Origin of the sequence: Candidatus Minimicrobia vallesae (assembly GCF_018866205.1) — a bacterium.
GTDB classification, from domain to species: Bacteria; Patescibacteriota; Saccharimonadia; order Saccharimonadales; family Saccharimonadaceae; genus Nanosynbacter; species Nanosynbacter vallesae.
The window spans coordinates 501,295-515,864 of record NZ_CP076459.1; the positions used below are offsets into that span (position 1 = coordinate 501,295).

General features: G+C 43.8%; 21 protein-coding genes and 3 tRNA genes. 4 read left to right on the plus strand and 20 right to left on the minus strand.

All coding sequences use genetic code 11. The features are described 5' to 3' along the window. Window positions 1-9: 9 nt before the first annotated feature. The 8 genes from KOY49_RS03440 to KOY49_RS03475 form a co-directional block, all read right to left on the minus strand. Window positions 10-441 carry a nucleoside triphosphate pyrophosphohydrolase gene (locus KOY49_RS03440; protein ID WP_052198840.1) on the minus strand — a complete coding sequence of 144 codons (432 nt, stop codon included), beginning with the start codon at window positions 439-441 and terminating at the stop codon, window positions 10-12. A 9-nt stretch (window positions 442-450) separates the two neighbouring features. Further along, entirely contained in the window at window positions 451-2,463 is a 2,013-nt protein-coding gene (gene ligA, locus KOY49_RS03445; RefSeq protein WP_232736012.1) for an NAD-dependent DNA ligase LigA, read from the minus strand. Then, window positions 2,438-3,079: a hypothetical protein gene (locus KOY49_RS03450; RefSeq protein WP_232736013.1), complete on the minus strand. Its 642-nt coding sequence runs from the start codon at window positions 3,077-3,079 to the stop codon at window positions 2,438-2,440. The genes ligA and KOY49_RS03450 overlap by 26 nt, the downstream gene beginning before the upstream one ends. A gap of 58 nt (window positions 3,080-3,137) precedes the next feature. Beyond that, the gene (locus KOY49_RS03455) at window positions 3,138-3,299 is read right to left on the minus strand and encodes a hypothetical protein (RefSeq protein ID WP_232736014.1); all 162 of its coding nucleotides are present in this window, start codon (window positions 3,297-3,299) and stop codon (window positions 3,138-3,140) included. 43 nt (window positions 3,300-3,342) lie between these two features. Beyond that, entirely contained in the window at window positions 3,343-3,537 is a 195-nt protein-coding gene (locus KOY49_RS03460; protein ID WP_232736015.1) for a hypothetical protein, read from the minus strand. 2 nt (window positions 3,538-3,539) lie between these two features. After that, window positions 3,540-4,415, minus strand: a complete 876-nt coding sequence (gene htpX, locus KOY49_RS03465) for a zinc metalloprotease HtpX (RefSeq protein ID WP_232736016.1) — start codon at window positions 4,413-4,415, stop codon at window positions 3,540-3,542. A 63-nt stretch (window positions 4,416-4,478) separates the two neighbouring features. Beyond that, window positions 4,479-5,048, minus strand: coding sequence for a LemA family protein (locus tag KOY49_RS03470; RefSeq protein WP_129634583.1), 570 nt, complete (start codon window positions 5,046-5,048; stop codon window positions 4,479-4,481). A 48-nt stretch (window positions 5,049-5,096) separates the two neighbouring features. Then, window positions 5,097-5,182: transfer RNA gene (locus KOY49_RS03475), tRNA-Leu, on the minus strand. Window positions 5,183-5,398: 216 nt separating this feature from the next. On the opposite strand from KOY49_RS03475, the gene KOY49_RS03480 reads away from it, so the two are divergent. Continuing rightward, window positions 5,399-5,830, plus strand: coding sequence for an alpha/beta hydrolase (locus KOY49_RS03480; RefSeq protein WP_232736017.1), 432 nt, complete (start codon window positions 5,399-5,401; stop codon window positions 5,828-5,830). A 28-nt stretch (window positions 5,831-5,858) separates the two neighbouring features. Here KOY49_RS03480 and KOY49_RS03485 read toward each other — a convergent pair. The 8 genes from KOY49_RS03485 to KOY49_RS05465 form a co-directional block, all read right to left on the minus strand. After that, window positions 5,859-5,932 (minus strand) — tRNA-Cys (locus tag KOY49_RS03485). Between the two features lie 12 nt (window positions 5,933-5,944). Beyond that, a tRNA-Leu gene (locus KOY49_RS03490) sits at window positions 5,945-6,032 on the minus strand. A 150-nt stretch (window positions 6,033-6,182) separates the two neighbouring features. Next, entirely contained in the window at window positions 6,183-7,850 is a 1,668-nt protein-coding gene (locus KOY49_RS03495) for a peptide ABC transporter substrate-binding protein (protein WP_232736018.1), read from the minus strand. 10 nt (window positions 7,851-7,860) lie between these two features. Continuing rightward, window positions 7,861-8,097, minus strand: coding sequence for a preprotein translocase subunit SecG (gene secG / locus KOY49_RS03500; protein ID WP_129631344.1), 237 nt, complete (start codon window positions 8,095-8,097; stop codon window positions 7,861-7,863). A gap of 35 nt (window positions 8,098-8,132) precedes the next feature. Next, window positions 8,133-8,474 (minus strand): phage holin family protein, encoded by a 342-nt coding sequence (locus KOY49_RS03505; RefSeq protein ID WP_232736019.1) that lies wholly within the window; start codon window positions 8,472-8,474, stop codon window positions 8,133-8,135. A 26-nt stretch (window positions 8,475-8,500) separates the two neighbouring features. Further along, on the minus strand, window positions 8,501-9,580 hold the full coding sequence (locus KOY49_RS03510) for a helix-hairpin-helix domain-containing protein (RefSeq protein ID WP_376787515.1): 1,080 nt from the start codon (window positions 9,578-9,580) through the stop codon (window positions 8,501-8,503). Between the two features lie 29 nt (window positions 9,581-9,609). Further along, window positions 9,610-9,984, minus strand: coding sequence for a hypothetical protein (locus KOY49_RS05460; RefSeq protein WP_376787516.1), 375 nt, complete (start codon window positions 9,982-9,984; stop codon window positions 9,610-9,612). Beyond that, complete coding sequence (locus KOY49_RS05465; RefSeq protein ID WP_376787517.1) at window positions 9,974-10,135, minus strand: hypothetical protein; 162 nt, start codon at window positions 10,133-10,135, stop codon at window positions 9,974-9,976. The genes KOY49_RS05460 and KOY49_RS05465 overlap by 11 nt, the downstream gene beginning before the upstream one ends. Before the next feature lie 231 nt (window positions 10,136-10,366). Here KOY49_RS05465 and KOY49_RS03515 point away from each other — a divergent pair, with 231 nt between their 5' ends. After that, the gene (locus KOY49_RS03515) at window positions 10,367-10,603 is read left to right on the plus strand and encodes an alpha-amylase family glycosyl hydrolase (RefSeq protein ID WP_446680074.1); all 237 of its coding nucleotides are present in this window, start codon (window positions 10,367-10,369) and stop codon (window positions 10,601-10,603) included. 163 nt (window positions 10,604-10,766) lie between these two features. Here the strand turns inward: KOY49_RS03515 and KOY49_RS03520 are convergent, their stop codons facing one another. The 4 genes from KOY49_RS03520 to KOY49_RS03535 are packed head-to-tail and all read right to left on the minus strand — an operon-like array spanning window position 10,767 to window position 11,905. After that, on the minus strand, window positions 10,767-11,162 hold the full coding sequence (locus KOY49_RS03520) for a cupin domain-containing protein (protein WP_232736021.1): 396 nt from the start codon (window positions 11,160-11,162) through the stop codon (window positions 10,767-10,769). Between the two features lie 19 nt (window positions 11,163-11,181). Continuing rightward, window positions 11,182-11,511, minus strand: coding sequence for a thioredoxin family protein (locus KOY49_RS03525; RefSeq protein WP_129637096.1), 330 nt, complete (start codon window positions 11,509-11,511; stop codon window positions 11,182-11,184). Beyond that, on the minus strand, window positions 11,511-11,768 hold the full coding sequence (locus tag KOY49_RS03530; RefSeq protein ID WP_232736022.1) for a hypothetical protein: 258 nt from the start codon (window positions 11,766-11,768) through the stop codon (window positions 11,511-11,513). Before KOY49_RS03530 ends, KOY49_RS03525 begins: the two co-directional genes overlap by 1 nt. After that, window positions 11,756-11,905 (minus strand): hypothetical protein, encoded by a 150-nt coding sequence (locus tag KOY49_RS03535; protein ID WP_232736023.1) that lies wholly within the window; start codon window positions 11,903-11,905, stop codon window positions 11,756-11,758. Before KOY49_RS03535 ends, KOY49_RS03530 begins: the two co-directional genes overlap by 13 nt. Window positions 11,906-12,200: 295 nt before the next feature. Here KOY49_RS03535 and KOY49_RS03540 point away from each other — a divergent pair, with 295 nt between their 5' ends. Further along, on the plus strand, window positions 12,201-13,817 hold the full coding sequence (locus tag KOY49_RS03540) for an ABC transporter ATP-binding protein (protein WP_232736024.1): 1,617 nt from the start codon (window positions 12,201-12,203) through the stop codon (window positions 13,815-13,817). Window positions 13,818-13,916: 99 nt separating this feature from the next. Then, window positions 13,917-14,561 carry a DedA family protein gene (locus tag KOY49_RS03545; RefSeq protein ID WP_232736025.1) on the plus strand — a complete coding sequence of 215 codons (645 nt, stop codon included), beginning with the start codon at window positions 13,917-13,919 and terminating at the stop codon, window positions 14,559-14,561. Window positions 14,562-14,570: the final 9 nt, after the last annotated feature.

Below are 14,570 nucleotides of genomic sequence, written 5' to 3' on the forward strand. Positions count from 1 at the left end.
GTCAGTGAACTAATCACCGAACTCCTGTTCTTCACTATCTGCTTTTTCTTCACGATATTTATCTGGCTGGGCACGGAAAATTTCTACCCATTTACTGCCATCGACCAGGTCGTTATATTCAATATAGTGCCGATTATCAAAGCCGCCCTTTTTCTGCTTTTTGCGCGCCATTTCCTCTTGGACTTGCTCTGTAGAAAAGCCAAAATCTTGGTGTAGTGTATCAACAACTTCTTGCAAATCAGCCAGCTCTTTGAGTGATTCATCACGCTGTTTATCACCCAGCGGAATCTCATCTGCCTCCTCATGAACTTTATGCACTAGCTCACGGCGAAATTCCCGACTGTCCAATTCACGGTATTCCGTATGTAACACTTCTGGGTCATCCAAACAATTTGACACCACTCTATCGCGCACTAGTTTTTGTAAGTAAAATCGGACCATCACCACCCCCTATTCTTTTATAATTTGTAGAAGTTCTTCTTCGTCAATGATTTTCGTGCCGTATTGCTCAGCCTTTTTCAATTTGCTAGCACCAACCTTACCACCAGCCACCAAATATGTCGTGTCTTTAGAAACTGCGGTTTGAAAAACTCCACCGAGATTACGAATTTTATCCGCAGCAGCGTCGCGTCCCATAGATTTCAGAGTACCCGTGACGACAAAACTTTTTCCACCCAGACCACCAGACTTTTTATTAAACTGAGGAATAACTCCCAATTCTGTGAATTTATTGAGCAATTTTACATTATCCTCATCAGCAAACCACGCCACTACAGATTCAGCAACAATTTCACCCACGCCATCAACTTGTCGCAAATCATCAATCGTCGCTTTCGCCAAATTTTCCATACTCTCAAAATGATTCGTCAAATCAATCGCCGTTTGCGCGCCAATATGACGAATTCCCAGACCGTACAAAAATCGCTCTAATTCTGGACTTTTTTTATCAGCAATTGCCGAGATTAACTTTTGCGCAGAAATATCAGCAAACCGATCCAACTTTAACAAATCGTCTTTAGTAAGCGTGAAAATATCCGCCAAATCGCCGACCAAACCGTTGTCAATCAAAACTTCCACGTTCTTTTCGCCAAGCGTATCAATATCAAGCGCACCCTTAGACGCGAAATGCGCCAGAGCTCGCTTCAAAATCAGCGGACCACTAGAGCCCTTAACTCGATAAACAGCTTCACCTTCCGGTCGCACAAATTCCAACTCCGGATATTGCCGTTTTAATTCTGCTTCATAATCAATTGGCTCAGAATCTGCAGGTCGCAATTCCTTCAAGACACTCTCAACTTGCGGAATAATATCGCCAGCCTTAAAAATCACCACAGTGTCGCCTCGCCGAATATCCAAACGCTCAATTTCATCGGCATTATGCAAACTAGCGTGCTGCACCGTAGTTCCCGCCACCACCACTGGATCAAACACAGCCACCGGAGTCGCCGCACCAGTTCGCCCAATAGAAATGACTATATCTCGAACGATCGTCGTAGCCTCTTCAGCCGCATACTTATAAGCCACCGCCCCGCGCGGATTTTTACCCACCATACCGAGATTGTCGTATATCTCTCGATCGTTAATCTTAATAACCAGCCCGTCCGTATTAAACGGCAAATCATGACGCTTGTCGCTCCATTCATTAACAAATTTCATCACGTCAGACAAATTGTCAAAAACACTGGCTTGCTGATTACGAGAAATCCCCAGCGCCGTCAAAGCCTCGTAAGCAAAACTATTCGTCGGAACTTCCGAACTATCATCGCGAATCACATCATATCCGCGAAAATGCAACGGGCGCGCCGCCACCAGCGCAGGATCTAATTGACGAATTGTCCCCGCAGCCAAATTGCGCGGATTAGCAAATGTAGGCAGCCCTAGAGATTTCTGCCTTTTATTAAGCTCCTCAAAATCCCGTTTCAGCATGACAATTTCGCCACGAATCTCTGTCCGACCATGTAAAAAATTCTCAAAACCCGCCGCTTCACGCAGACGAAGCGGTACGTTTTTAATAGTCCGAACATTATTCGTTACATCTTCGCCAACAAAACTATCGCCACGTGTCACAGCTTGCGACAACACGCCGTCGACATAAATCAACGCACACGCCAATCCATCCATTTTTATATCCGTAAAAAATTCATGTCGCTGACCCGGTATCAATTTATCAGTTCGCTCAATCCACGCCTCAACTTCACTTTTATCAAAAACATCACTCAAACTGACCATTCGGCGCGCGTGCTCTACTTTTTGAAAACCGTCGAGCAGCTTATTTCCAACTCGCTGCGTAGGACTATCAATAGTAATCAATTCCGGATGATCCGATTCAATTTTCTTCAGCTCATCCATCAGGCTGTCATAAACCGCATCGCTCACACTCGGCTTATCTAAGGTGTAATATTCGTAGCTATAACGATTTAACAGGTCTTTAATTTCGTCAATTCTTGGTTTTTTTGGTGTCACTTTCAACCACCTTTCTGTAGAACAAATAGACATACACAGAAATCATAATTATCGTTACGTAAAGTAAAATCAAGCCGGTTGTCGGGACAATTGGTAGCCAGTCAATACCACTAATCCACCCCTTCAGTGCGCCGTCAAGCAGAATTACCGGAATCAGAACAACAGCCCACAAAAGCACAGACAGAACAACAGCCCACGCAAATCTCAGTAAAATCCTTAGTCTTCGCCCCGTCACAATATCACCCGACAAACGCAGCGCGTGAAACGGATACATTCCCGGCAACGTTACGATGATCATCGCAAAAACCGTAGAAGTCGCCCAATAGACAGACATCGCCACTATCAGAATCGCCGCACCGCCAGCCGCCATCAGAATCGGCGTTTGATTTAACACTCCCGAAGCATTAAGCGCGCTATAAATAATCACCGCCACTGCCGCCGGCACCATTTGAATCAAGAAAACTCCGATGACAATTATCAGCGCAATTATGGGCGACCCAGAACTATACAAACCGTCGCGCATTTTCGGTTTTTTACCAATTAAAATAGCTCGCGTTAGCCAAACGGACGACAACCAAGTTAATAGCCCCAGAAAGATTCCCGCCGCTTGCTGCACATTTCCACCAGCCGTTCCACTACCAGAAATATAGCTAACCGCAACGCCAGAAAATAGGCTAATTGTTGTATAAATTCCGCCGAATCCATTCTAACTCAGCCTGATTCATCACGTCTTTAAGTTGTTGGTATGTATCTTGCGACATGACGCTGGCTAAAGCAAACGTCAATATCGACATAACGATGATTAACGCCAAAAAAGTCTTCTTATTTCGCCACACCAGACGACAAGCCTCACTAGTCAGCGACCAATATCCTGGAATTTTAAGATCCGCGTTGGTAATCTCGTCGCTTAGTTAGCCGAAAACTACGATGAGGTCGACGCTGCAGAAAATTACGCCGCTGCTGATTTAATTTGCTAAAGTCACGCTTAATACCAGGCCATACACCTTTTTTATGATCAGCATTTGACTTCTTAGGATTCTTGACTACTCGTTTTTTGGAGGTTTTCGTTGCCATAATTACATCTTTGTTGCGTTATTCCTCAACCTTGCAATTCTATCTTCTAGCGGTGGATGAGTACTAAATAGTTTCGAGAAAAATCCGGGCTTCAAAGGATTATTCATGAACAAATTGGCAGTGGAAGAACTTTGTTTTTGCATTGGTCTGCCGTATTGGCGCAATTTTTCCAGCGCGCTTGCTAACCCTTCAGTATCTCGTGTCAATAACACACCCGAAGCATCCGCCAGATATTCACGCTGCCTACTAACCGCCAATTGGGTTATCGTTGCCAAAAGCGGCGCCAATATAACCACAATCAACCCGAGAGCGTAGATGATAGGATTAACATCCCTGTCACGGTCGTCACTATAAAACATCATTCTAAGTGCCAAATCTGCAAATAGACCAATCGCACTAACCAGACCAAAAGCAATCATACTCACACGAATGTCGTAATTTCGCACGTGGCTCATTTCATGCGCCATAACCGCCTCCAGCTCACGCTTGTCCATAATATCCAAAAGCCCAGTAGTCGCACCAACAATAGCGTGATTTGGGTCGCGACCAGTCGCAAAAGCATTTGGAGCTGGATCATCGATGATATAAACTTTCGGCATCGGCATACCAGAAGCGATAGACAAATTTTCCACCACTCGCCAAAGTTCAGGAGCGTCATTTTTACTAATTTCCTGAGCGCCAGTCATCATCATAGCCAACTTGCCAGCTATAAAATATTGCAACCAAGCATATAACATTGCACATATAAAAATGATGAGCGCTAATGAATAGCTATCAGTTGCCACTCCAATAAACAAACCGATAATTCCAATAATTATCACAAACACAGACATAATTAATATTGTGTTGCGTTTGTTTTGAGAAACTGCATTGTACATATGTTAATTATATCAAAAATCGCCCGCTAAAAATAGACGAGCGATTTTCATTTCAGGGTTCAATTAGAACTTTACTTCAACTGGATTTTCGACGCTTGCACGATCCTCAACGTCGAAGAATTCCTTAGCTTGGAAGCCAAACATTCCCGCGATGATATTTGTTGGGAAAGTCTGAATCTTCGTGTTTAAGTCGCGAACGCCACCGTTGTAGAATCGGCGAGCTGCTTGGATTTTATCCTCAGTGTCAACCAATTCTTGTTGCAATTGCAAGAAGTTCTGGTTTGCTTTCAATTCTGGGTAAGCCTCAGATACGGCAAACAAGCTCTTCAACGCGCCTTCCAAAGCATTTTCAGCCTTAGCGGTTTCAGCCACGCTGCCAGCATTCATGATTGCTGAACGAGCTTCCGCAACCTTCTCAAACACTTCTTTTTCGTGTGTAGCGTAGCCTTTTACTGAATTGACCAAATTTGGAATCAAATCAGTTCGGCGCTTTAGCTGAACAGTAATATCACTCCACGCTTCTTCTACGCGGTTACGCAATACAACCAAACCATTGTACGCACCGATTACAACTCCTACGAGTACTAATAAAACTACCACTGTAACAATAAGTACAATTACCAATGGACTCATTTCTTACCTTTGTCCCTTTCCTATTCAATATTATTTTCTTTACAACTTTGGTGCGCAAGGCGGGAATCGAACCCGCACGACTTTTGGTCAAGGGATTTTAAGTCCCTCGCGTCTACCAATTCCGCCACTCGCGCTTATTTATATACAATCTAGACGCCCACGCGCCAGACTACTTATATTATACTATATTCGCTAAGTAAATTGTAATAATTCACGGCGGTTCAAGCTTTAATAGCTACGAAAATTACTTAAATCACCTAAAGTCCAGCCAACTTCACTACGAAAGACTACTTTGGTCGCAAAAATGGCGAGACTGGCTGGCGCAGGAAATCGTCGACACTGATGTTTTGTTGCCGGATTTCCCTAATAAGCAAAACGCCAGCTACGCTGAGTGGAAAATATACTTCGAAAAACTACTGCCCCTGCTTGGCGATGATGTCCAATTAGTTGGATATAGCCTGGGTGCAATGTTTTTGGCAAAATATTTACACGAATCACCGCTTAGCTCGCCAGTTCGACGATTGGTATTAGTGTCACCATGCTATGACGACGAATCAGTTGAAGATTTAGGTAGTTTTCGAGTGACAAGTGCTGCTGGTTTAGAAAAATCAGCAAAGGAAGTTCATTTATTTCACAGCAAAGATGACCCGGTCGTGCCGTTTACTGAGCTTGCCAAATTTCAGCGTGATTTGCCAACAGCTAAGTTGCATATTTTTGAAGACCGTAATCATTTCTTCCAGCCGACATTCCCTGAGCTAAAAGAATTATTAGAACAAAAATAGCCCTAAGATTAGAGCTATCGATGATTTCTGGAGGCACGTACGAGAGTCGAACTCGTCTAAAAGGTTTTGCAGACCTCTGCGTAACCGCTCCGCCAACGCGCCGTTCGGTATGTTTGGTGCGAACGAGAAGACTTGAACTTCCACGAGCGCAAAGCTCACTAGCCCCTCAAGCTAGCGCGTCTACCAATTCCGCCACGCCCGCATAACCACTTACCATTATACCCGATTACGGGGTTTTGTAAACGGACTTTTTCTCTGTCGCCCAATACTGAACATCGACATAACGATCGCACAGGATTGACAACTTCGGTGCTTGCGTCGAGAACCTTAAAGGTTCCGAATATGAATATAGTCAAACTTCGGCTGATACAAAGCAATCGCTGGAGCGTCCGCTTGCCGAAATGGCAGTAAACTTCGCGTAACGATCAGCGCGTTGCTTCGCCGAGATCTTAGATCGACCACTCTCCAAAGCATCGTCCGCTATCGCATTATTGTAATTGGAGAAATTCAAACCATTGTTGGTTGCCTGTGAAGAATGCCAATAGGCGTAAACATCAGGGTCACCACCCAAGGAGAGCTCATAAACCAACACATCAAAATTGCGCGGCTGCAAAACTGTCTGAAGAATATTTTGAGTGGCGTCGTTCGGATCGACAACTTTAATATCCGATTCTATGTTCAGCTCGTCATACCAAACTTGAGCCAAGTACCTGGCGACCTTTTCGTAATTGCTATTCTTCAAAACGACCACGTTGAGCTTTAATTTATCATTTCCCTTCTGGCGAACATTATTTACACTCTTCCAGCCCTCAGTGTCGAGTAAAGATTTCGCTTTTTTAACATCATAGCTAGAAGAATTTGAGCTCTTTCCTAGGAATTTGTTAAGCGTTGGACCAGATAATTCTTCCGTAGACAACGACAAAGATTGGCGCAGCTTGGATGTATCAACGCTGAGCGACAAAGCCTGGCGAACTGCTTTTGATCGCAAGAACTGGCTATTGTTATTAAACAGCGCGTAAACTCCGTTATTCAAAGAATGCGCTTCTGCGGCGTACATAGATTTTACCTCGGCGGACTGATCGTTATAAATTAATTCTGGAGTTCCTGTAATTTCTCGCGTACGCAAACTTTTCGCAATATCATCCTGCGTCGGATATGCGTACAACTGGAATCGCTCCAACTTAGGTGTGCTACCATAATAATTACTATTCGACTGCAGATATAGCACTTTTTTACTACCATCGCTCGTTACATTCTGCAGCAATCTAAAGGCGAATGGACCGCTGGATATGGGCGACTTATTAAAATCATGTTCACGTAAATTCGACGGTTTAACATCTTTTAATATATGTTTAGGGATAATCGGGAATGTCAAAGCGTGGACAAACGGCGAATATGACGACGGCAAGATAAACTTTACCGAATCGTCAGACACTTTCTCGAATTTTATGGATTTCCAGCCTGATATTTCAGCTCCAACTTCTGGATTCGCCAATAGCTTCAACGTAAAGATTACATCGTCCGCCGTTAGGTCTTGTCCGTCCGACCACTTCAGACCTTTCTTCAGTTTGACTATATATTCAGTTTCTTTATCGTTCACACTGACGCTGTCCGCCATGTCAGCCTTTATATTGCCCGTTGAGTCATATCGATACAAACTTGAAAATAGCAACTTCGCGGCAGATTTTTCAGCATTAGTTTTTGCGAAAATCGGATTTAAGTTTTCCAAAGGACCCAGCACACCCTCAGAATACGAGCCGCCAGAAGTGTACGCCATTGTCGTGAAAGAATTGCGAGAAATATGCCACTGCACCGCACTGGCGCCAATCATCACCAATACTAGAATAATCCAGACAGAAACCCGACGTCGCACATTAGACAAACGATCTAACCTGGACGTCACGAATTTATGCGCATGGCGCAAGCTTCCCTTTTCAATCTTGCGCAGACGCTTATTGACATCTTTACTGGAAACTTTTAGCCGCGCAAAACGATTCCATGACGAATTATCCGAGCTCAAATCTATTCTCCTATTTTTGCAATCCCGGCAAAATCATACTTGCCAAAATCGATAGCACAAAAATCACCGCAAAAACAATAGTTACATCAAACAAGTTTTTATCAAATCCGCGACGAGTAGTGAATAATTCCCCAGACGAGCCGAATCCTGCGCCCAAGCTTGCGCCTCGTTGTTGCAACAAAATTGCGATAATCATCAGTACGGCAGATCCAAGCGTCACGTACGGTAAAATTGTATCAATTGACATATTACTCCTTTTCTTCCCGCTGCAAAACCAGCGCGCTACTTATAATATAGTTTACCAAACTCAATATAATCCCGGCAATAATTGAACGAGCCAAAACTCATAGAAAATCCCGGCGCCAAAGCTAATGAGACATAAACCATCAATCCATTAACCACCAAAGTAAATAAGCCTAGGGTCAATAAAATTGCTGGTAGTGCAAAAATTGTAACAATAGGCTTTAACGTACTATTAACCAATGAGAATATCAATCCCGCCATCATAAAAGTCCAAGCTGAGGTCGCTCCAGAATTACCATTACCAAGTAGTCGCACAGCCACCCAAATGCCAACTGAATTAAGAATCCAGCGCAGTAAAAATGTTGCAAATTGTCTCTTCATTAGTCTTATTATATAAAATTTGTGCTTTATTGTCGATTAATGTTAATGTTTTCTGAAGCCTGCTTTATAAGCTGCGTTTTTTGCCTACCAATTTCCACCTCTAGGTCTTCGTCACTTGCCTCAAAAATTTTCTTAATACTACCAAATTTTTTCAGCAATTTGGCACGGGTTTTTGGCCCGATTCCAGGAATTTCCTCCAGCTGATTTTTCGTTTGCTGCTGGCGTTTGAGTGCGGTGTGATAGCTCACGGCAAAACGATGCGACTCGTCGCGAATGCGCTGGAATAATTTGACGATGTCAGTTGCCGCAAGGGTATTCTCGGCCGCCGTCGGACGTTCGTGCCGAGTGCTCTCCATGCTAGCTCGTAAGTTTTTTGAATGCGAACCAGCATTACGTTGGTCTGGATGTAAATTCACCACATAGACGTCACCATCTTCGTGAACCATAATGTCCGTCCGTAGCTGCGACCGTATTTGCTCAATGAACGCCGTATCAATCTGCGAACCGGTCTTATGCACCAGTAGTTCTTCCTCACGCTTGGCGATGCTGATGATCGGCACGGCGACGCCACGCTCATCACGCGCTCTGATGGCTGCCGCCAGCTGGCCTTTACCACCGTCAATCAGCAGCAGATCGGGACGACCCCAGCTTTTTAGATGACGTTCGCTCAGCCGGCGAAAAATCGTCTGATAGATATTGCCCGTGTCATCATTTTTCTCACTGACTTTGAACTTGCGGTACTCCGCCCGGTCGCTGACGCCATTGGTAAATACCACCATACTGGCGACAACCTGCTGGCCACTCATATGCGAAATATCATAGCCCTCGATGCGCACCGGGATATCTTTTAGGCCCAACAATTTCGCCAAATCAGCCAGCGCCTTGTCTTTTGAAATATCCAAAAATTCCTTGTCGCCAAACATAACGCGTCGCTGAAGCTCTTGCATGGCGCGCAACTTATTCCTCAGACTTGCCGCTCGCTCAAAATCATGAAGTCCCGCAGCCGTTTTCATATCGCGCTCCAGCTCCACAGCAATAGCCTTACGATTGCCCTTAATATAACTGATCAACTTACGCAAACTAGCTTTATATAGCGTCCGAACCATCACTCAGCCGCGGACTCAAACCCAAATCTTCATCCAACTTCGACTGCCCAGGACGGCGCTGCATGAGTCAAATACGGAAAAACCCGCCGCAAATAACGCAACGCCTTTTTCAAAGCAAAACCATTATAAAACGGACCAAAATAATCCGCACCATCATCCGCAGGATTACGCGTAAAACTGACCGTCGGCCAATCGCTTTTCATGTCAATCCGAACATACATCTGAGACTTACCATCGCGCAACAGAACGTTGTAACGCGGCATATAACGCTTGACCATCTGAGCTTTCCAAAAACAACTCACAGCAGCTGACGTAATACCAATACCACACTCTCGCTCCTGTGCAATCCAATCAGTAGTAGCACCATCACCTCCACCACCAACCACACCGATCTTATGCGTCAAGCCAGCGCGAATACAGAAAATACTGACGCACGCGATTTTTAAGCACCGCCGCCTTGCCCACATAAATAACCTCGCCGCTCGCCGACTTATGAAAATAAACACCAGGAGTGCGCGGCAAAGTTTTGAGCTTGACTTGCAATACTTGATTCACTAAATATATTACAATCTAAAAACCACAATTATGCAAGTATTCTCCTAGCGAACCACTCCGCCCGAGTATATTATTTTTAGTAGGACGCTGCGCCAGAAGTACCTTATATGCATAATCTTGAACTTCTAGGACTGCACAATTTACGATATTCTTTAGGAAGATAATTCCTAGGATAACAACCGCGATGCAATTGGTGATTTCAACATTACCGAGAAGCTGGACTTATTTATCATGGCTGGGCATCGATTCGATTTGGATTCCCCATCTTCGTTGCCTCTGACCGACTTTGGCTATGATATCGCAAATTATCGAGCAATTGATCCGACTTTTGGTCAAATGGAAGATTTCCAAGCGCTACTTAAAAAGGCTCATCACGACATTAAAGTTATGATCGCCCGGCCAGGCCACACTTCCCTGACACACCTAAAGCGGCTTCTAACTAATAAAATCTTACCATCATCACGATAAACAATCACCCGTACGCGGTCCTTCTTCGGTACAATCCTAAAAATTAGCGATATGACGCACGCAATTCCACGAAAAATTGCCCGCCCAAATGAGCTGAACATCTCGCCGGCGATTGATCCTTTGTGAGACATAATAAATAGAGACTTTCTCCTTTGGCGACAGTTTATTCTGTGGTTACGCCATCAAAATCTTCTTCGTTAGCCTCCGCTTCTTCGCGAGTCGCCCGAACGATTCCATCTTTATGATGCGCTGGACTATAAATAGTATAGAGCTTAAGTGGCTCCTCGCCGGTATTTATCACATTATGCTCAGCTCCCGCCGGCACAATAATCGCACTACCGTCGGAAACAATATATTCATTGCCATCAATCAAAACCTTACCTTCGCCAGACTCAAATCGGAAAAATTGATCATTCTCCTCATGAATCTCCGAACCAATTTCCCCGCCAACAGGCAAGCTCATCAATACCAATTGGCAATGCTTCGCAGTATATAGAACCTGACGAAAATTATCATTTTCCAACGTAAGCTCTTCGATATTTCCACTAAAACCCTTCATAAATCCCCCTTCTATTTTTCTATTTCGCAGCTTTTTCCAAAGCGTCAATCAACGTCTGCTTTGGCTTCATGCCGATCATTTCAGCAACTTCCTCGCCGCCAACAAAAATCTTCATGTTTGGAATTCCCTGCACGCGATATTCCATAGCCAATTGCGCATTTTCCTGACTCGCTTCAGTGTCAACCTTAACAATATCAAACTCTGTTTCTTCAGCAATTTGATGCAAAAGCGGAGCCATTGCACGACATGGCGGACACCACGGCGCCCAAAAATCAACTAGTACAGGACCGTCGCTTTTTAGCACCTTATCTTCGAATTCTTGCTTCGTTGTAATTTCATATAAAGCCATTATTTCCTCCTTTTCTGGCATTTTTTACAAACTCCCGTCACAACCAACGGGCCGTCAATATAACAATCGCTAATTTCATGCGCAATCTGTTTTCTCATCTCATCGGCAATTTTAATATCCATCAAGCCATCGCAGTCACTACACACAAAATGATCGTGATCGTCCTTACGAATATCATATCGCAAGCAACCCTTTTTGGTCGATGGCGCCAAACCAATCACCCCGTCGCCACACAGGCGCTGAGTTATTCGATGCACCGTCGTGTCACTGACTTCAGGATAGATGTATCCCGCAATTCCTGAGCAATTTCCGCATTCGTCGCGTGATGCTTGCTCTTTAAAATCGCCATCACATCATTCGTGTGTTTTGTTGATCGCCTAACAATTTGCGTCATGTTCCTATTGTAAAGTATTTACAATAAATAAACAAGGCCTTTGCTCCACAAATTGACTTATCTCTATATATTCCATATAATAGTCAAAGTCTATGAACTCCCGACGGCGAGTTCCTCTAATATACACTTTTGAATAATTAAGAACGCTCAGTTTTCTGTGCAGTTTATAAATATTAATTTATCATCGAAAGGAATTGATTTGAAAAACAAACCGAACAGCAAAGAAATATTTCGTCTATTTTGGAAAACGTCAGCACCATACAAACACCGCCGAAACTTGGCAATATTTTTTGCAATGCTGACTCTTGTGGTTACTATTTTTGTCGGTCCACTTATAATTGCTCAACTTCTTAGCATTATCCAACACAATCAACTGCACGACGCAAAAAACCTATGGACACTAATCGCTTTATACGGCGCCAGTGAATTATGGTCAAGCGTCATCGGCTGGCGATTAGTTTTATATCTCGCCTGGACATTCGAAACCGCCATGCAACGAGATTTATACGCTCGATGCTTCAGCAAACTGACCAACCAAACATTATTCTTCCATTCAAATAAATTCGGCGGGTCGCTCGTTAGCCAAACAAATAAATTAGTCGGCGCAGTAGAAAGTTTTTGGGACACGATAATTTGGTCAGTTTTGCCACTAGTTGTTTCACTAGTCGGTTCAATAATTGTCCTATCAACCCTTCTCTGGCAATACGCGTTATTCTTACTCATCTTCTCAATTGTTTTCAGCCTCGTCGTTTATTACGGATCCAAGCCAATGGCGAAATTGACAAAAAAAGAAGCCAAATCCAGCAATAAATTGAACGGCCAATTAGCCGACGTAATCTCAAACGTTCTGGCGGTCAAGTCATCTGGCGCCGAAGCTACGGAACAGAAATTTTTCACAAAAACCGTCAACTCTTGGCGAAGTTCAAGCCTCGACGTAATGCGCGGATTCTTAAAAGTCAGCACTATATATTCGTCAATCAACATGGTTATTAAAATTGGAGCAATCGCCTTCGCAGTGTACGCAGCTCAAAATAATTTAGTATCAGTGGCGTCTGTTTATCTTATTATCACCTACACTGGAAGTGTCGCACATGAATTGTGGAACATGAACGGAATTATGCGCAATTACAACCGAATTATCGGTAACGCAAACGATATGGTAGAAATCTTACAAACACCAACGACATTGATTGATAAAAGCGATTCAAAACTAAAAGTTACAAACGGCGAAATTTCCATGGATAAAATAACTTTCACACACGACGAGGGTCAAGGCGACACTCTATTCCACGACTTCTCTCTGGATATTAAACCAGGCGAAAAAATAGGTTTGGTTGGAGCGAGCGGTTCTGGAAAAACGACACTCACCAAATTGCTATTACGCTTCGCTGATATTGACTCGGGAAAAATTACCATCGATGGACAAGATATTTCCGAAGTCACCCAAGCAAGCCTGCGCGCCAAAATCGCTTACGTACCGCAAGAGCCATTACTATTCCACCGCTCCGTGCGCGAAAACATCGCTTACGGTCGACCTGATGCAACGGACGCAGAAATTGAAGAAGCCGCCAAAAAAGCTGGCGCTTACGATTTTATCGTTGGACTTAAAGACGGTTTTGACACAATGGTTGGCGAGCGCGGAATTAAATTATCTGGCGGACAGCGACAACGAGTTGCAATTGCTAGGGCAATCCTAAAAGATGCGCCAATTCTAGTCCTCGACGAGGCGACTTCAGCGCTAGATTCTGAGTCAGAAGCGTTGATCCAAAAATCATTGGAAACGTTGATGGAGAATCGAACCTCAATTGTCATTGCCCATCGCTTATCTACAATTGCTAAGTTGGACCGTATAATTGTCTTGGAAGGATGGGAAAATTGTCGAGGACGGATCGCACGACGAGCTCATCAATAAAAAACGCGGTGTTTACGCAAAATTATGGGCGCGGCAATCTGGCGGATTTATTGAAGAATAGTCCAATCTAGCATACGCCAATCATGCTATAATTAAGGCATGGAATCTTTTATTCACTTGATAACTAGCTTCGGCGTATTGGCAATTTTATTAGTAATTTTCGCAGAATCCGGTCTACTAATCGGCTTCGTCTTACCCGGCGACAGCCTGCTTTTCACCGCTGGATATATGGTTCAGCAAAATATTCTACACATTGACATTCACATTTTTGCACTTTTGGTTTTTGCAGCGGCAGTGCTGGGCGACAGTGTTGGTTATAGTTTTGGCCACAAAGTTGGGCGCAAGCTGTTTGAAAAAGAAAATTCCCGATTCTTCAAGAAAAAATATTTGGAGCAAACAGAAAAGTTTTACGACAAGCATGGCTCAGCGACAATCGTCCTGGCTCGATTTGTACCAATCGTAAGAACCTTCGCCCCAATCGTTGCCGGCGCCAGTAAAATGCACTATAAAACATTCTTAACTTTCAATCTTATCGGTGGATTTCTTTGGTCGTCAGCATTCGTTTATCTAGGCTTCTACGCTGGCGAGTTTTTGACCAAAGCAGGCGTAAATATTGAAGTTGCAGCAATCCTCATCATTTTCCTGTCCGTCTCACCAATGGTTATTCACGCTTTGAAACAGCCAAATACTCGCGCTTTACTAAGAAAACAATTGGCCAGTTCTCCTCTCAAAAACCAAGCGTAAAAAATAGAT